Source organism: Acinetobacter sp. SH20PTE14 (assembly GCF_021391555.1).
In the GTDB taxonomy this organism is placed as follows: Bacteria; Pseudomonadota; Gammaproteobacteria; order Pseudomonadales; family Moraxellaceae; genus Acinetobacter; species Acinetobacter amyesii.
In genome coordinates this window covers 2,163,331-2,181,640 of record NZ_CP090067.1, presented here as the reverse complement: position 1 = coordinate 2,181,640, position 18,310 = coordinate 2,163,331, and the positions used below count along the sequence as shown (strand labels likewise).

Below are 18,310 nucleotides of genomic sequence, written 5' to 3'. Positions count from 1 at the left end.
ATTTAGCCATTTCATTTATTCGCACCATCTCTTGCATTACATATTGAAACCTACCACTGATCATTCAATAAAACTAAGCCCCGATGTTCGGGGCTTGGGTTTTAAGTCATTTGCATGGCATCAGTTGAAAGCTGTGCAGCATTTGGTTTGGGCTGTTCAGCCACTAAACCGAGTTTGCTAAATAAAAGCTGATCTTTGCCTTCGCCTGCATTTGGCGTGGTCAGTAGTTTTTCACCAGAAAAGAGTGAATTTGCACCTGCCATAAATGCCAAAGCTTGTTCTGAATCACTCAGGGATTCACGACCTGCAGAGAGTCGAATATAGCTTTTTGGCATAATGATCCGTGCAACTGCAATGGTGCGAATCCATTCGATCACATCAAGTTTCTCAACCTCTGCAAGTGGGGTACCTTGAATAGGGACAAGGAGATTGATCGGCACGGATTCAGGATGAATCGGCAGCGTTGCCAACTCCATCAAAAAGGCGATACGGTCATCACGGCTTTCACCTAAGCCCACAATTCCGCCGCTACAGATTTTCATTCCAGATTGGCGAACATAGTCTAGCGTCGTTAAACGGGCATCATAGCTACGCGTGCTAATGACATTGGGATAATACTCACGAGAGGTATCGAGGTTATGGTTGTAATAATCTAAGCCTGCCTCATGTAGGCGCTCTGCTTGAGACTGATTCAGCATGCCAAGGGTCATACAAGTTTCAAGTCCGAGCGCTTTGACTTCACGCACCATTTCTAACACATAGGGCATGTCCCGTTCATGTGGATTGCGCCATGCAGCGCCCATACAAAAACGCGAAGAACCCGAGGCAAGCGCAGCTTTCGCTTCATTGATGACTTTTTCCACAGCCAGACGTTTTTCAGCCTCTAATCCAGAGTCATAATGTGCGGACTGTGAGCAATATTTACAGTCTTCAGGGCACTTACCGGTTTTAATCGAAAGTAAGGTGCTGACTTGAATATGATTGGCTTGGAAATATTCACGGTGAATGGTCTGTGCTTGGAATAATAAATCCATCAATGGTTGTTGATACAACTCTTGTATTTCTGGATGTGTCCAGTCATTTCGGTAGCTCATAAATGATCCATATTTTCTGCCTAATGCAGATCATCATACGTAAAATTTGCAGACTTCCAAGACTATTTTGTAACATTGAAATTTAGCTAAAATACATTGAAATGACTTTTTCAAAGAACTTTTGATATTTAAGATACTTACAAAGTTATGCTAAATGACAGCACAATCGCTGCAATGTTTATTTTGAGCTAAAAAATTAATTTTCTTGGATTACGTCACTAAGTTTTAGCTTAAATGAAAACTTAGTAAGGATCTGGAAAATAGAGAATAAAAGTCTTTAAAGCATTTTTGAGTTTTGTTCTGCAATTGCCCAATCAATATGAACTTGCACAATCGCGTCATGTTTTTCGCGAGAATTTTTTAATGATTGAACAATATTTGAACTGTATGGTGCATTGCCTAAGCCTATCGCGATATTTCGCATAAAGCTTTGATAGCCTGTTCGTCGGATAGGACTGCCTTCAGTACAGCTTAAAAAAGTGGCTTCATCCCATTGCCAAAGATCTAATAAACTCACTTGGTCGAGGCCATGACGTGGATAAAAGTCCTCAATTTGAGTTTTATGCGCAAAGCTATTCCATGGACAGATAAGTTGACAGTCATCACAGCCAAACACACGGTTACCAATGCCACGGCGTAATTCTTCAGGAATGATGCCTTTGTATTCGATGGTTAAGTAGGCAATGCATTTACGTGCATCTAACATATAGGGCTCAACGATGGCCTGAGTTGGACAGATATCAATACAGGCTGTGCATGAACCACAATGTTTGGTTGCCGGCGAATCAAAAGGCAAATCGAGTGATGTAAACAGCTCACCTAATACAAAAAATGAGCCTGATTTTTTATGGATCAGTAAGGTGTGTTTGCCTGTCCAGCCCATGCCTGCATTTTCAGCTAAGGATTTTTCAAACACTGGTGCAGAGTCGGCAAAGGGTCTAGATTCAAAATCTCCGATTTTTTCACGGATGATATTCGACAAGGTTTTTAAACGACCACGCATGACTTTGTGGTAGTCACGACCTCGTGCATAGCGTGCAATGATGGCTGAGTTTGGCTCATCAGGAACATAACGTGGTTTTGGGGTTTCGACCAAATAATCCATGCGGACACAAATGATACTGCGGGTGCCGGGGACTAAAAGTGCAGGATTGGCACGTTTTTCAAGGTTTTCCTCTAGGAATTTCATATCGCCATGATAACCACGTTCTAAATATTCTTTAAAACGAGGGAGTTCCTCTTGAGCATCTGGCTTTGCGATGACACAATCAGAAAAACCTAAATTTAAGGCTTGTGCTTTAATCCATGCTTTTAGGGTTTCTGGATCATATTGATCGACAGGAATTTTTTGTGCAGGAGTTGAAGCGGCCATAATCATAACAAGGAAAAACAATGCGTCTGCAAGTTTACCATAGCCCTGTTTATCTTAGCCAAAGTATTCAAGCTTGGGAGCAGCGTTGGTTTGCTCAGCACAATAGCAGTTATGGTCTGATGCAGCAGGTCGCATGGTCGATTGCTCAGCAACTCATTCCAATGTTAAAGCAGCAAAATTTAAATAATATTGCAGTATGTTGTGGGCAGGGCAACAACGCAGGTGATGGATATCTTACAGCGCAATACCTACAGCAAGCAGGCTTTCAAGTCGATATTTACGCCGCTGAAATTGGAGCATCGAAAGATTTACATTCTGCTGTACAAGAAGCGATAGATCACAAGCTCAAGATCTATACACATTTTGATTTTCAGCGTGACTATGACGTTTATATCGATGCATTATTTGGTATAGGGCTCAATCGTGAACTTTCTAGCGAATGGCAAGCCATTATTCAACGATTAAATGCATGCACGGGACTCAAAGTTGCGATTGATATTCCAAGCGGTTTACATGCCAATACAGGGCAGCCTTTACCCATCGCATTTCAAGCCGATTATACCTTTACTGCATTGGGTCTAAAAGCAGGGCTATTTACAGGCCAAGCAAAGGAATATGCAGGTGAAGTTGTGGTGATGGCATGTATACCGACTGATGCAGAACTAGCGCCACTTGCGTATTTGTCGCCACAGAAAATCACTTTACCTGCACGTCAAGCTTTTGGTCATAAAGGCAGTTATGGCCATGTTTTGGTTGTTGGTGGCCATGCTGAAATGGGTGGGGCGGTGATTATGGCTGCTGAGGCTGCATTCCATGCAGGTGCAGGTAAGGTTACGGTTGTTTGTGATGCACGACATCACACCGCTATTTTGGCGCGCGCACCGAATATTATGCTACGCGATATCAATGCTTTAAATACAGAAGCGATTCAGCAACTGATCGATCATGTTGATGCGATTAGCTTTGGCATGGGGCTTGGTCGTGACGATTGGGCACAACAGCAGTTTCAGTCATGGTTTCCATTGATTCAACAGTCAACCTTGGAAATTGTTTTGGATGCCGATGCCTTGTGGTTTCTAGCTGAAACACCTGAAAAATTGAATGCACAAACCTACGCAACGCCACATCCGGGCGAAGCTGCGAAATTACTGGGTATTACTACTGCTGAAGTTGAAGCAGATCGTATACAAGCAATTCAGTATTTAAAAGAAAAATTTCAAGGTCAATGGGTGCTTAAAGGGGCAGGCAGCTTAATACTCGAAGATCAACTTTGGATTTGCGCCGCAGGTAATGCAGGAATGGGTACAGGCGGTATGGGAGATGTGCTTGCAGGGATGATTGCAAGTTTAAAAGCACAATTCCATCAGCAAATTCATCTGCACGAAATCGTAAGTCTGCATGCTTTAGCAGGTGATGTATTGGCGAAGCCGGGGATGCGTGGTTTGCAAGCGCAGGATATGGCCCAAGCGGTTTATCATGTGGTCAATCATTCAGGAGTTGAAGACTAAAATGCATGCGGTTAAATTGCGAATTCAAGGTAAAGTTCAGGGTGTTGGTTATCGTCGTTGGTTTGAACAGCAAGCGGTTGCACTTGGTTTAAATGGCTATGTGAAAAATCTAGCGACGGGCGAAGTTGAAGCGCTTATTATTGGAACTGAAGATGCCATTCATAAAATACTGAAACACAGTCTGGTGGGGCCTTTACGAGCAGACGTGACTAAAATCGATCAGCAAGAAATTCCAATGCATGAATTAGACTATAGCGGTTTTAAAATGATTCGCTAAATTTGATCACTAGATTGAGTGGGCTTTTGAAAACTGTCTGAACTACTGATCTATATGAATTGACGATTTATTTACCGACGTCGAGTGCTTACACGGCTTCGGCCACGAGCCATACCACCTAAGGCATTCAGTACAGCCATTTTACTCATACTACCAGACGCATGCGCATGACAAATTGCGGCAGCCAAAGCATCGGCTGCATCCTGCTGGGGTTTGATGCTTAGGTTCAGAATGCGCATAACCATCATTTGGACTTGTTCTTTATCTGCAGCACCATAGCCGACTACAGATTGTTTGATTTGCCGCGCAGTATATTCAGCGACTTGTAAATCTAAATTGGTTAAAGCAGCAATAGCAGCGCCACGTGCTTGACCTAGTTTTAGGGCTGAGTCAGGGTTTTGAGCCATAAAGACTTGTTCAACCGCAGCTTCAGTAGGCCCGTGAAACTTTACGATGCGATCAATACCAGCAAAAATACGTTTTAAGCGTTCAGGCATTTCTGTCGTTTCGGTACGAATGGTGCCAGCATCGACAAAACGTAGTTTAGAACCATCCTTTTCGATGATGCCGTAACCAGTTAAGCGCGACCCAGGGTCAATACCGATAATTAATGACATGTTTGCCCTATTTGCCCTTTAAAAATAAAAATATGCCCATATTGTTACATAAGCGTTTCAAAAAAGCTTGATAGTGATTGAGCAGTTGAACGCAACACCTTAAATTAATTTACTGAGATTTGTTTAATTTTCATGAAATTATTTCTTCTGATTTTAGCAGGCTTGATCCTGGAAGTGTTTGTCTGGATCGGTGTGGGCGACCTCGTCGGCAGCATGTGGTATGTCTTTTTCTGGTTCGTGGCGGCCTTCTTTATAGGGATGAATATTATCCGTAAATATTCATCAGGTCTGATGCCTCAAATGCAGCAAATGCAAGCAGGTCAAATGAGTAATGATCCAGCTTTAACTGGAAATTTACCAAAAATTTTGGCTGGTTTCTTATTGCTGTTACCGGGTCTAATCTCAGATATTATGGCATTACTTATTTTGATTCCACCTGTACAAAATGCCATGAAAGCAGTCATGATGAAAACAATGATGAAGCGTCAGCAAGCCATGATGGAAAAAATGATGGGTGGCATGATGGGCGATATGGGAGGCATGGGCGGTGCTCAAGGTCAGAACCCATTTGCAGATATGATGCGTCAAATGCAAGATATGCAAAATCAGCAATCAGGTCGTGATTCATCCGTTATTGATGGTGAAGCTCGTGAAGTGACGCCAGATGCGAAACAAATTGAACTGAAAGATGTCAATAAAAAATAATTAACTCAGTATGAAAGGCCGAATGTGTATTCGGCTTTTTTTTGCGTAAATTTTGATACGGCCTAAAAATAAACCTTGTGTTGCCAACAAAAAAATTGAACAAGCGATATAATCTTCACGTTTTAATTCAAATGAATCAGCTTGCATGTCACTGTTATTCACCATCTGTGCGCTTCATTTTGTTGCGCAGTTGAGTCCCGGTCCAGATGTATTATTAATTGCTAAAAGTGCAGCATCAACAACGCGTGCAAATACCTTAAAAATTATTGCGGGGATCTCTGTCGGGATTGTGGTGTGGGTCGTTTTAACCTTATTGGGCTTTACGGTTCTGGTTGAGCAATTTCCATGGATACAACAAGTTTTAATGGCTGTTGGTGGATTTTTCTTGGCGAAAATGGGTTGGGCGATGTTTAGTGGCGGGCTAAAAAGTTTAAATCAAACAGCCAATTTAGAAGATGGGCAGGCCTTAAGTCAGCAGAATACTGAAAATTATTTCTTATTAGGTTTATTTACGAATTTAGCCAATCCGAAAACACTGATCTATTTTAGTAGTGTGTTCTCACTGGCGTTGAGTTCATCAGCCAGTAGTAACCTAAAAGCACAGCTTGCTGTCATCATTCCGATTCAAACTTTTATTGTGTTTAGTCTGTTTATGATGATTATGTCTTTGCCTAAAATTAAAGCACTCTACCAACGTTCGGGTAGTTATATTGATCTGGTCTCAGGGGCGTTATTTTTAATTTTTGCGATTTGGCTGTGGTTCGACGCAATTAGAATGTTCAATCTATAAGAGCAGCGAATAAATTGCTGTCAGTAAAGCAAAAGCCAAGTATTAGAACTTGGCTTTTTTATGTGCTAATTTTATTGCTCTGGATTGGTTTGATCTTGGTCTTTGGATGGTGCTGTATTTGATGGATCTTGTGCAACATCGGTAGTTTCAGCATGATCACGATAACGGTTCGGCTTGAGGGTAGTTTCGGTATTTTCAGAGCCTTTGTATGATCGGCTACGATTGGCGCGTTCACGCAAACCGCCTTTTTTGATTAACTGCACCATCGTCTATAGAACCTCATTGCTATTGCCATAGTTTAAAGAATTTTCCTCGTGAAGATAAGTGAGCAGGGCGATGCTAGCGCATAAAAAAGCCTGAAATCATTCAGGCTTTCATCATTTTAACTTATCTCTTTGAATGACTTTAACGCGACCCGATAACGGTGCTTAAATTCAGCTTAGCTAAAATTTTACACATTGCCAGCTTGTTCATAGGGCTGTATTTGGCTGTTGTAAAAAAAGCTTAATTTTTACCATCTTGCTTGAGTACTTCAAAGATGTTGAGTTGGGTTGTCGCTTCAGTATCGTGCTGTTGCAAATACACTTGAACACTCTTAAATAGAATGGCAACAGCCAAACAACTGAGTATGCAAAATATCCAAAAGCCATATGGGCTACGGATATTATGCGAGCCACATTCGGAACATTCTTTATCGCTTGAAGCCAATACTTTATTGCAACAAGCACAGTGATATTGATAGTGCATTGCTATTCTCCATTTAGTCGAATTTGACCAACATTCTTGTTGTTATTGTCAACCATCAATCCGTGATGATTGTTTTATCTTAATGTGCAAATAAGCTGCTGTACAAGTTTTAAACGGTTTGTTTTGCTCATTATTGTGTAAGTGAAAAGCGTCAGAGAGTTAAATATTTGTTTTATTAATAATTTATAAATGAAACAAGAGATGAATTTTCAGTCATAAAAAAAGCCAGTTCGAAAACTGGCTTTTGCTGTTCTGTTTAAACTGAATTATTGACCAGAACGGATGATGTAATCAAAAGCAGACAATGATGCTTTCGCGCCTTCACCTGTCGCAATGATGATTTGTTTGTACGGTACTGTTGTACAGTCACCTGCAGCAAATACACCTTTTACATTGGTTTCGTTACGCTCGTTAATTACGATCTCACCACGGTTTGAAAGTTCAACTGCTGTTTCTTTTAAGAAATCAGTGTTTGGTAACAAACCGATTTGTACAAAGATACCAGCCAATTCAATCGTTTTGATTTCATCAGTTGCACGGTCTTTGTAGTTCAATGCAGTCACTTGTGAACCATCACCGACCACTTCTGTAGACAATGCATTCATGATCACAGTGGTATTCGGTAAGCTGTTTAACTTGTCTTGAAGGACTTGGTCAGCACGAAGCTTAGTATCAAACTCAACTAGCGTTACATGTTCCACAATACCTGCAAGGTCAATCGCCGCTTCGACACCTGAGTTACCACCACCGATCACTGCAACACGTTTACCTTTAAACAATGGACCGTCACAGTGTGGACAGTATGCAACACCACGAGTACGGTATTCTTGTTCACCCGGAACGTTCATTTCTCTCCAGCGTGCACCTGTTGAAAGAATCACTGTTTTAGATTCAAGTTTTGCACCATTCTCTAAAGTCACTTCAACCAAGCCATTGGCTGTTTCATCTGCACCTTTGATGTCAGATACACGTTGCAAGTTCATGATGTCCACACCGTACTCACGTACATGTGCTTCCATTTCAGCAGCAAACTTAGGACCTTGAGTCTTTTGAATCGACGTGAAGTTTTCGATGTCCATGGTATCCATGACCTGACCGCCCATGCGTTCAGCCACGATACCGGTTTTAATGCCTTTACGTGCAGCATAGATTGCTGAGGTATTACCCGCAGGGCCACCACCAATCACAAGGACATCAAAGGCGTCTTTGGCATTTAGCTTTTCAGCATCTTTTGCGGCAGAGTTGGTGTCTAATTTGGCAATGATTTCTTCCAAAGTCATACGACCTTGACCGATGTGATTGCCGTCTTGGAATACCATCGGTACAGCCATGATTTTGCGTTCTTCCACTTCGTCTTGGAAGAAAGCACCATCAATCATGGTTGCAGTTGTGCCTGGGTTGTAGATCGCAATCAGGTTCAAGGCTTGAACCACGTCAGGACAGTTATGGCAGCTTAGAGAAACAAACACATCAAAGTCAGTTTTAAGACCTAGACCTTTGATGGTGTTCAGTACTTCGTCAGAGACTTTCGGTGCATAACCAGAGGTTTGTAACAATGCCAAGATCAAAGACGTGAACTCGTGGCCCATTGGTAGACCTGCGAAGAATACGCGTGGAGTTTCACCTGCTTTTGCAATACCAAAGCTTGGCGCACGGCTGTTGTTACCGTCAAAACGTGCAGTCACTAAATCAGATAAAGCGGCAACTTCAGTCACCAATTCTTTAATTTTGTCTGATTTGTCCGTGCCGTTTAAAGTCGCGACGATTTCAATCGGGCCTTCAAGGCGTTCAAGTAAGGTTTTTAATTGAGCAGAAGTATTTTGATCTAACATTGCTAACGTCTCCAGAGGAGTAAATTTATTTGATGGGAGAATGATAGAACAAACCATTAAATAGGTGAAACGGTTTGTTTTTATAAAATTAATCGGTTTTACAAATCAATTGATTAAATTTCTTTCTAAATCATAAGAATATACCGATGTGAATGCAGTCAATATTGGGCCATTATCGAGAAATACAAGTTAAATAGTGGAAAAATAAACGAATTCATCGCGCTTTGAGCGAGAGAATGTTAGAGTCAACGCTATTGTATTGAGAACTTTTTAGGGAAATGGCATGCAGATTAAACAGGGAATTTATCAGCATTATAAAGGTCAGTTGTATCAAGTTTTTCATGTTGCAACACATAGTGAAACGCGTGAAAAAGTTGTGGTCTATCAGTGCTTGTATGACGACTATTCAATGTGGGTCAGACCCTTAGAGATGTTTATGGAAACCGTTGAAATTGATGGTGAAGTAATTCCACGTTTTAAACTGATCCAAGAAACCCACTGAGCAGATATTTAGTACTTTAATCTTTAAATATGAAAGAAATAACAAAAGGACAGAATCATGAGCATGGATGCAAATTTTAAAAACTATATGCAACAACTCTATGCAGACTTTAGTGCTCACGATGCTGCGCAAAATCACCGACTTGCGCGTTACCGAAATATTGAGCCTGAGTCTGCACAGTTTTTGGCTATGCAAATTCGCTTAAAACAAGCCAAACAGATCTTGGAAATTGGAACATCTACAGGCTATTCCACGCTGTGGTTGGCAGATGCTGCCCAGTCTACACAAGGGCGAGTCGAAACCATTGAAATTGATGCAGCGCGTATCGAACAAGCTAAACAGCATGCGGAAAATTTAGCTTTATCCGAATACATTGAATTTCATCATGGCGATGCGCTGCATTTTTTACAGCAGTTAAATCAGCGTTATGACTTCATTTTATTGGATGCAGAACGTGATGCGTATATCGCGTATTGGCCATATTTAGCTGAATTGATACAAGTTCAAAGTGGCGTGTTAATCGTGGATAATGTGCTGTCACATGCCAATGAGGTCGCTGAATTTATCCAACGTGTTGAAGCGGATGACCGTTTTATCAATACGATATTAAATGTGGGCGCAGGGCTCTTTATGGTGACTTGGCGCAACTAGAAATCAGGGCATTCAGCCCTGATTTGATTGAAAATGTTTTTTAATTAATAAAAATATTGTTGCTATAGCACCAAGCTCGTAGCGGTTTAACCCTGTAAGCTTACGCGTGAAAAATGTAGATCATATTCTAAATATTTGTGGACAAATGCCGTTTTATCACTACATCGAAGTAAATTATCATAAATAAAAGGTGAAACTGGATAAAATAGGTCCCCAGAGCCATTCGCATAAAATATTTTTAAGTAACGTGAAGAAGAACTGTATTTCCAAGAAGTTACCACAGTTGTTGTCATAAGCCACCCCCTTATTGCGTTGTTATAGTCATACTGCAGTTAAAGGTTTATCTCTTTTGAAATTAAGATAAATTCGGGGCGTGGAGTATTGCAGAATTGTTAAAAAATAATGTTTTATCTCATATTTTTTTCATTTCGTTATCAACTAATTTGATAAAAATAATGCCAGTTCAGAGAAATGCCATAAGCGTCATTCTCACTTTTTGATGTCGGGGGAGTTAAAAACTACGGCATTGTTCTGATTTATTGCCTTTGACTTGGTTGTTGCTGCCATTAATTGAAAAAGCATTTTCAAGACAAATCAAATTACCTGCGATTTCATTATTATTTAGAACAATATTGCCATTATTTTTCTTTAATTTGAGGTCGCCTGAAATTTGGTTATTGATGAGTTGGATGTTTTTCCCAGTTGTAAAATCGACATTGCCACTGATATTGTTATGATTGGCAATGATCTTGGTAAAGTTTTTATTCGATTCAATATTGCCTTTGATGTGGTTGTCATGCAGTTCAACACTTGCACCATTTTCTAAAATAACATTGCCATGAACAATTAAACCTTCAAGCTGACAATTTTTTTTGACTTTAATATCTTCACGAATACTTTGGTTTTTAATTTCACCTTCGCAGTTCATGGCAGCAAAAGTTGTAAACGAACATAAAATTAAACTGATTGAGACGAAATATTTTTTCATGGGCTTACATCTTCCTGAAATAAGCAATTGACCTAAAATTCATGTTAAAAATACTGAAATACTGGCAAAGATGTAAGCCTAGACAATCGGGTTTGCGGCGCATTTTTATTATATTTGTGTAAGCTCTAACTTGATGAATATCTACAGATATGTAGAAAGTGCTAGTACGTTAAAGTTGTATGAATAAAGTGTGAACTGCGTAGGGTGTATAGAGGTATATACTCGCAGATAATAGGCATAAAAAACCACGCTAAAAGCGTGGTTTTTGAATCAGTTCAATCTAATACAGATTAGATTTTACCAACTAGGTCGATTGAAGGAGCAAGAGTTGCGTCGCCTTCTTTCCATTTAGCTGGGCAAACTTCGCCTGGGTGAGCGTGTACGTATTGAGCTGCTTTAACTTTACGAAGAAGTTCTTGAGCATCACGACCGATACCACCAGCGTTGATTTCAACGATTTGGATTTTACCTTCTGGATCGATAACGAAAGTACCACGATCAGCAAGACCGTCAGCTTCGATTAATACGTCAAAGTTTTTAGCAAGAGTCCAGTTCGCATCACCAACCATTACGTATTGGATTTTTTTGATTTCTTCTGAAGAATCGTGCCAAGCTTTGTGAGTGAAATGAGTGTCAGTAGAAACTGAGTAGATTTCAACACCTAGTTTTTGGAATTCTGCATAGTTGTCAGCAAGGTCACCAAGTTCAGTTGGGCAAACGAAAGTGAAGTCAGCTGGGTAGAAGAATACAACAGACCATTTACCTTTAAGATCAGCTTCAGTTACTTCGATGAATTGACCATTTTGGAATGCTTGTGCTTTAAACGGTTTAACTTCAGTATTAATTAAGCTCATCATTGTCTCCATGATTGAGGTTTGTTTTTGATTTCCAATAGGGTACAGAAATTTTGCTTATTGCTGAAATAGTATTTTTACATAACTAATATCGGAAAATCCGAATTAGTACACTCCAGAACTATTTCAGCAATAACGATTATTTATCATTATTTCATTCGATATAAGCCATATCAATGCCATATAAAGTTGAAAGTAAAATGACAAAATCATCTTTTTAAAGTCTGTAACCAACATGGTGCTTGTGGCATAAGATTTCAAGGGTGATCTCTAAAAAAGTTATAAAAAATATTTCAAATTATAGAATTTGTTCATATAAGATGGCATGAACAAAAAATGATTCCAGATTTGATCAGGTGCTCAGTCAATTTTTCGTATCATTGCCATTCTTAGTCTTGCATTTGCATCACTATGTATTCTTAAAGTTGAAGACACAGGTACAAATTTATGTATCTATGAATACTTGCAACCTCAAAAAGCGACCTATTTTAATGAACTATTAGGAACTTCATCAGATGATCCTATGCTATTGAGTACCATGGGAATCGTTGGAATCTTCTTTTTTTTCCCACTGTTGCTATCATTTAGACGTGCTTGGTATGTGGTTATATTATGGCTATATGCGATTTTTCAATTCATCATCATTTTAATGATAGAAACTGCTTCAATTTCAAAAATTATCTATGACAGTATTGTTTATTGTCATAATGGTTGGTTGTTCGCATGGGTGATCGGGCAGAGCATATTTATTGTTTTTAGTTTCGTTTACATTTTCTATGGCACTGAAACTAATGTATAAAGCTTTCAAATGGATTGGCTTGAGTTGCCTATTCTAGTCAGCATGTGGCTTTATTATTCTGTACTGGATGAATCAAGAATGTGCTTTCATTTCAAGGTGCTAGCCCGAATCAAATTAATTATTATGCTGAAATGAATAGTTCTTCATCGGATGAACCTCTTTTATTTATTTTTATTGCGTTGATTTGCATTTTATTTTCAATTTTTTTGTGCTTAGCAAAATCTGTTCATCATTTCTTGATCATCACTTTCACTTTATTGATGTTTTTAATTGTGCCATTGAGTATATTCTATACAGTGTCATTTTATCAGCTATTACATGACAGTATAGAAGCATGTGGCAATTATCGGTTATTGGCCGCAATTTTAGTTTTTTATCATTTTATTCTGTTCGGCTTCATCTATTGGTTTCAGGCACGCAAAAAATAGATTCATCTTTCACTATTTTTACATACAGCGTAAAATATTCGGTTCTATTTTAATTATTAGGATAATGCATCTGTGCCAAGTCAGTTAAATGTCGATCAATTGGTCATGGTTCGTGATCGCCATCGCTTAAGTCGGCTGAAAAAAGGCAAAGAAGCCAATCCTGAAAAATTTCAAGATTTGTTTGAAAAGTCGAATGCGAAAGTGCGCGAACGGATTGCCTGCATTCCCAATATTAAATTAAATCAAGACTTACCTGTTACGCAGTATGCGGACAAACTAATTGAAGCTATTCAAAAGCATCAAGTGATTATTGTGGCAGGTGAAACGGGTTCGGGTAAAACCACACAGTTGCCTCAAATTGCCATGCTTGCAGGTCGTGGTTTAACGGGTTTGATTGGCCATACTCAACCCCGTCGACTAGCAGCGCGTAGTGTTTCGCAACGTATTGCAGAAGAAGTGGGCGAAAAGCTGGGGGAGTCGATCTCCTTTAAAGTTCGTTTCAATGAACAAGGTTCACAAGATTCCATCGTTCGGTTAATGACCGATGGTATTTTATTGGCTGAACTGGCCAATGACCGATTCTTAAATAAATATGACACGATTATTATCGATGAAGCGCATGAACGTTCGCTGAATATCGACTTCATTATGGGCTATCTCAAACAGCTCTTGCCACGTCGTAAAGATCTCAAAGTTATTATTACTTCCGCGACATTAGACGTAAATCGCTTCTCGAATTACTTTAATGGGGCACCTATTTTTGAAGTGGAAGGTCGAAGCTTCCCTGTAGAATTGCGTTATCGTCCAATTTCAGAGCTGAGCATTGTCGGTAGTGATGATGATGAATTTGACGATTTTGAAGAAAATTTACCTCGTGCCGTGGTTTCAGCTGTAGAAGAATGTTTTCAAGATGCACAGAAAAAAGGTCATCCTGAACATGCCGACATTTTGATTTTTGCCAGCACTGAACAAGAAATTAGAGAATTACAAGAAACACTGCAAAAGTTTGGGCCAAAACATACCGAAGTTTTGCCTCTCTATGCTCGATTAGCTTTGTCAGAACAGCAAAAGATCTTTAATCCATCAGGCGGTGGGCGACGGATTATTATTGCCACCAACGTGGCAGAAACTGCCTTAACTGTGCCAAATATTCGCTATGTAATTGATAGTGGCTTTGCACGGATATCCCGTTATAACTATCGCTCACGTGTACAGCGTCTACCAATTGAGGCTGTATCACAGGCGGCAGCAAATCAGCGTAAAGGTCGTTGTGGTCGTATTGCACCGGGTGTGTGTATTCGACTGTATTCAGAAGAAGACTTTATGAGTCGTCCTGAATTTACAGAACCGGAGATTAAACGAACCAACTTGGCCTCGGTTATTTTGCAAATGCAAAGTTTGGGCTTTGGTGAATTAGAAGACTTCGATTTTATTGAGCCGCCAGATCATCGTTTGGTGAATGATGGTCGTAAGCTGTTAATTGAATTAGGTGCTTTAAAAGAAAAATCGGCGTATGCACCGCAAGTTGCTTCGGAAAACCTAGCAAAACAAGGCACAAAACATGCGAATAATAAAAATGGTGCTTTAACCAAAATTGGTCAGCAAATGGCGAAAATGCCGATCGACCCACGTCTTGCACGGATGATTTTGGGTGGAGCGCATTTTGGCGTATTAAATGAAGTCTTGATTATTGTCGCTGCTTTAGCGGTACAAGATCCACGTGAACGTCCTGCGGATAAACAAATGCAGGCCGATCAGAAACATGCTTTGTTCCGTGAAGCTGACTCAGATTTCTTGTTTTATATCAAGTTATGGGAAGCTTTGGTTGCTAACCGTGACATGAGTGAAAATAAGCGTCGTACATTTGCACGCAATCATTTCCTCAGTTGGTTACGCCTCCGTGAGTGGAAAAAAACCCATGAGCAATTGGTGGATTTGGCTCAGGGCTTAAAACTGTCCTTTAATGAAAAGAAGGCCAATTATGAAAATCTGCACCGTGCGTTATTAACGGGTTTACTTTCATTTATTGCCAACAAAACCGATGAACGCAACGTGTTTATGGCAGTACGTCAGCAAAAGGCACGTATTTTCCCTGCATCAACCTTGCATAAAACCAATACACCATGGGTGATGGCTTTTGAGATGGTTGAAACCTCTCAGGTATATCTTCGTACGTTGGCGAAAATTGAACCTGAATGGATTCTATTGGCTGCAGGCGATTTATTGAAGCATCATTATTTTGAACCTCATTGGTCCAAAAAATCTGGTGTGGTGAATGCTTATGATCAAATTTCTTTGTTTGGTTTAATTATTGAGCCACGCCGTCAGATTAATTATGAAAAAGTGGATCATCCTGCGGCGCATGAAATTTTTCTACGCGATGCGTTGACGACGGGACATTTGGGTATTACGCCGCCGTTCTTAAAACACAATTTATTAAAACTCGAAGAAGTTGAGCGTGTTGAAGATAAACTGCGTCGTCGTGATTTGGTGGTGGATGAGGAAACCATCTACCAGTTCTATGCTGCTAAAGTGCCTGAAGAGGTGGCAAGTCGTCGTAGTTTTGAAGACTGGCGTGCAACGGTAGAACCGCAAAATCCACGGCATTTATTTATCGATGATGATTCGCTTTGGATGAATGACCGTCCAACGACCCAGCAATTTCCAGACTACCTACGCAATGGTGAACTGCGTTTGGCTGCAAGTTATCGTTTTGACCCAAGTCATGATGAAGATGGTGCAACGGTCAAAATTCCAGTTCCAGCTTTGCCGCAAGTGGATGAAAATATTTGGTCATGGGGCATACCCGGTTGGCGACAAGACCTGATTGAAGCCTTGCTTAAAGCACTGCCTAAGGATAAACGCCGTCACTTGGTGCCAATACCTGATACGGCTCGTAAATTAATGGATCGTGTCGATGCCATGCATTTGCGCGAGCATATTTTTAGTTTCTTGGCATACCAACTGCGTGGTGAGCAAATCACAGACAAAGACTTTTCTTGGGAACGCGTTGAGCAATATCTGCTGCCTTTAATCAAAGTCATTGATGAAAAAGGCCGTGTGATTGAGCAAGGTCGTGATCTAGATGAACTCAAAGCACGCTGTCGTACGGAAACTCATAGCCCAGTCAAACAGTTAAAAGGTGAGTTTAAAACCTTCCCTGATAATTTTGTGTTCGAAGCATCACAAAAAGTCACGGGTGTGGTGGTGAAACAATATCAAGCGCTTGTTCCAGTCAAAGGCTTTGCAGATTTGGATGCCAAAGATGAATCGGGTGTGGTGATTCAGACCTTCAATGACCAATTTGAAGCAGTCAAACAACACCGCGAAGGGATCATTCGTTTGGTTCATATGCAGTTGGGGGATTTAGTTCGTCAGTTGAAAAAACAGATTTCTAAACCCTTGGCATTGGCTTATTCACCGCTAGGTGACAAAGCCAAACTAGAGCAAATGTTAGTTTATGCCACACTTCAGCTTGCAATAAATGAGCTACCTGTCAATGTGCAGGAGTACCAAAACCTGATTTTAAATGTAAAGAAATCTTTCTTAACCCATGGGCAACAAGCATTAGCCGTTTTAACTGAAACCTATATTCAATGGCAGGATATACGTCGGAAATTGTTGGTTTTAGATGATTCTGTGTTTGGAAAGAACATTGATGACATTGAAGATCAACTCGATTTGATGCAACTTTCAGATTTCGTTTATGGCAAAACTTCCGATGTGTGGCTCGAATTTCCAAGATATTTGAAGGCATTAGTCTTGCGTTTAGACCGCTTGCCAAATAACCTACAAAGGGACAATTCTGCCATTGATCAAGTTGACCCATGGATGGAAAAATTATTTAAGTTTAAAAATGACACTCGCCTTAAAGAATTGTATTTCATGGTTGAGGAGTTACGCATCTCTATTTTCTCTCAACCAATGAAGACCAAGATGCCAATTTCTCCATCCCGCTTGCAAAAAGTATGGGATAAGCTCGGAATCAGTTAAGATATAGGTAATTTCTAAAAGGAGTTTTACATGGGCATCCGCATTACGGGTACAGGTCTTTATCATCCAGAAGACGTAATTACTAACGAAGAGTTAGTTGAAGCTTTAAATGCTTATGTGGAACAGTACAACAGTGATAATGCTGAAAAAATTGAAGCCGGTGAACTAGAAGCACGCCGTGGTTCAAGTGCAGAATTTATCGAAAAAGCATCTGGCGTGAAAGCACGTTATGTTGCTGAAAAAAGCGGTATTTTAGATCCAAAACGTTTACGCCCAGTGCTACATGAACGTCCAAATGATGAAATTTCGCTACAAGCGGAATGGGGTGTTGCTGCGGCTAAACAAGCGATGGAAAATGCAGGAGTGACTGCAGAAGACATCGATGTAGTGATTTTGTCTTGTTCAAATATTCAACGTGCTTATCCTGCTGTAGCGATTGAGATCCAAACTGCATTGGGTATTCAGGGCTATGCATATGACATGAACGTTGCATGTTCAGCTGCAACTTTTGGTATCAAACAAGCCTATGACGCGATCAAATCAGGCGCTCGTCGCGTGTTATTGGTGAACGTTGAGATCACATCTGGTCATACGGATTTCCGCATGCGTGACTGCCACTTCATCTTTGGTGACGTTGCAACGGCTTCGATCATTGAAGAAACTGAAACCAAAGCTGGTTTTGAAGTGTTGGATATTGACCTGTTTACCCAGTTCTCAAACAACATTCGTAACAACTTCGGTTACTTAAATATGAGTGAAGTCGATGCTGACATCGACAACAACCGTTTCCGTCAAGACGGTCGTAAAGTATTTAAAGAAGTGTGTCCATTAGTGGCGAAAATGATCACTAAGCAATTGGATGACAATAAAATTGCGGCAACAGATGTAAAACGCTTCTGGTTACACCAAGCGAATGCCAGCATGAATGAATTGATTCTGAAACTGGTTGTGGGTAAAGAACATGCTCAGCCAGACCTTGTGCCAATCATTCTTGATGAATTTGCCAATACTTCATCAGCAGGTGTTATTATTGCTTTGCACCGTACAGCAAATGAAGTAAACCATGGCGAATACGGTGTGCTTTGCTCATTTGGTGCAGGCTACTCAGTAGGTTCTGTACTTGTTCAAAAACATGATGCTGCCTAAGGTCAGC

17 protein-coding genes are annotated in these 18,310 nt (G+C 40.3%); 8 read left to right on the top strand and 9 right to left on the bottom strand.

The genetic code is table 11. The annotated features are described in order from the left end of the window. Positions 1-101 precede the first annotated feature (101 nt). Positions 102-1,094, bottom strand: coding sequence for a biotin synthase BioB (bioB, locus tag LXF01_RS10845; RefSeq protein WP_233944318.1), 993 nt, complete (start codon positions 1,092-1,094; stop codon positions 102-104). A 277-nt stretch (positions 1,095-1,371) separates the two neighbouring features. Next, positions 1,372-2,466 carry a tRNA epoxyqueuosine(34) reductase QueG gene (queG, locus tag LXF01_RS10840; protein ID WP_078193286.1) on the bottom strand — a complete coding sequence of 365 codons (1,095 nt, stop codon included), beginning with the start codon at positions 2,464-2,466 and terminating at the stop codon, positions 1,372-1,374. 20 nt (positions 2,467-2,486) lie between these two features. Here queG and LXF01_RS10835 point away from each other — a divergent pair, with 20 nt between their 5' ends. Both LXF01_RS10835 and LXF01_RS10830 read left to right on the top strand, forming a co-directional pair. Then, positions 2,487-3,974, top strand: coding sequence for an NAD(P)H-hydrate dehydratase (locus LXF01_RS10835; RefSeq protein ID WP_233944317.1), 1,488 nt, complete (start codon positions 2,487-2,489; stop codon positions 3,972-3,974). A 1-nt stretch (position 3,975) separates the two neighbouring features. Continuing rightward, a complete protein-coding gene (locus LXF01_RS10830) occupies positions 3,976-4,251 on the top strand; it encodes an acylphosphatase (RefSeq protein ID WP_180007390.1) in 276 nt (91 codons plus the stop codon). Between the two features lie 71 nt (positions 4,252-4,322). Here the strand turns inward: LXF01_RS10830 and ruvC are convergent, their stop codons facing one another. Beyond that, the gene (ruvC, locus tag LXF01_RS10825) at positions 4,323-4,868 is read right to left on the bottom strand and encodes a crossover junction endodeoxyribonuclease RuvC (protein WP_078189034.1); all 546 of its coding nucleotides are present in this window, start codon (positions 4,866-4,868) and stop codon (positions 4,323-4,325) included. Positions 4,869-5,000: 132 nt separating this feature from the next. On the opposite strand from ruvC, the gene LXF01_RS10820 reads away from it, so the two are divergent. Then, positions 5,001-5,573: an FxsA family protein gene (locus tag LXF01_RS10820; RefSeq protein ID WP_078192890.1), complete on the top strand. Its 573-nt coding sequence runs from the start codon at positions 5,001-5,003 to the stop codon at positions 5,571-5,573. Between the two features lie 145 nt (positions 5,574-5,718). Continuing rightward, positions 5,719-6,363 (top strand): LysE family transporter, encoded by a 645-nt coding sequence (locus tag LXF01_RS10815; protein ID WP_233944316.1) that lies wholly within the window; start codon positions 5,719-5,721, stop codon positions 6,361-6,363. 71 nt (positions 6,364-6,434) lie between these two features. On the opposite strand, the gene LXF01_RS10810 is transcribed toward LXF01_RS10815, so the two are convergent. From LXF01_RS10810 to ahpF, 3 genes are all read right to left on the bottom strand, one after another. Beyond that, entirely contained in the window at positions 6,435-6,629 is a 195-nt protein-coding gene (locus LXF01_RS10810; protein ID WP_111885752.1) for a hypothetical protein, read from the bottom strand. 238 nt (positions 6,630-6,867) lie between these two features. Next, positions 6,868-7,110 (bottom strand): hypothetical protein, encoded by a 243-nt coding sequence (locus LXF01_RS10805; RefSeq protein WP_078192893.1) that lies wholly within the window; start codon positions 7,108-7,110, stop codon positions 6,868-6,870. Between the two features lie 266 nt (positions 7,111-7,376). Further along, positions 7,377-8,942: an alkyl hydroperoxide reductase subunit F gene (gene ahpF / locus LXF01_RS10800; RefSeq protein ID WP_233944315.1), complete on the bottom strand. Its 1,566-nt coding sequence runs from the start codon at positions 8,940-8,942 to the stop codon at positions 7,377-7,379. Between the two features lie 283 nt (positions 8,943-9,225). Here ahpF and LXF01_RS10795 point away from each other — a divergent pair, with 283 nt between their 5' ends. Then, a complete protein-coding gene (locus LXF01_RS10795) occupies positions 9,226-9,444 on the top strand; it encodes a DUF1653 domain-containing protein (RefSeq protein WP_233944314.1) in 219 nt (72 codons plus the stop codon). A gap of 57 nt (positions 9,445-9,501) precedes the next feature. After that, positions 9,502-10,095: an O-methyltransferase gene (locus LXF01_RS10790; RefSeq protein ID WP_233944313.1), complete on the top strand. Its 594-nt coding sequence runs from the start codon at positions 9,502-9,504 to the stop codon at positions 10,093-10,095. A gap of 86 nt (positions 10,096-10,181) precedes the next feature. Here LXF01_RS10790 and LXF01_RS10785 read toward each other — a convergent pair whose 3' ends face one another. The 3 genes from LXF01_RS10785 to ahpC form a co-directional block, all read right to left on the bottom strand. Further along, complete coding sequence (locus LXF01_RS10785) at positions 10,182-10,388, bottom strand: KTSC domain-containing protein (protein WP_078189026.1); 207 nt, start codon at positions 10,386-10,388, stop codon at positions 10,182-10,184. 218 nt (positions 10,389-10,606) lie between these two features. Beyond that, positions 10,607-11,083: a hypothetical protein gene (locus tag LXF01_RS10780; RefSeq protein WP_233944312.1), complete on the bottom strand. Its 477-nt coding sequence runs from the start codon at positions 11,081-11,083 to the stop codon at positions 10,607-10,609. A 290-nt stretch (positions 11,084-11,373) separates the two neighbouring features. Further along, positions 11,374-11,937: an alkyl hydroperoxide reductase subunit C gene (gene ahpC / locus LXF01_RS10775; protein ID WP_078193727.1), complete on the bottom strand. Its 564-nt coding sequence runs from the start codon at positions 11,935-11,937 to the stop codon at positions 11,374-11,376. A gap of 1,332 nt (positions 11,938-13,269) precedes the next feature. Here ahpC and hrpA point away from each other — a divergent pair. Continuing rightward, on the top strand, positions 13,270-17,157 hold the full coding sequence (gene hrpA, locus LXF01_RS10770; RefSeq protein WP_442781370.1) for an ATP-dependent RNA helicase HrpA: 3,888 nt from the start codon (positions 13,270-13,272) through the stop codon (positions 17,155-17,157). A 30-nt stretch (positions 17,158-17,187) separates the two neighbouring features. After that, complete coding sequence (locus LXF01_RS10765) at positions 17,188-18,303, top strand: beta-ketoacyl-ACP synthase III (RefSeq protein WP_078189024.1); 1,116 nt, start codon at positions 17,188-17,190, stop codon at positions 18,301-18,303. Positions 18,304-18,310: the final 7 nt, after the last annotated feature.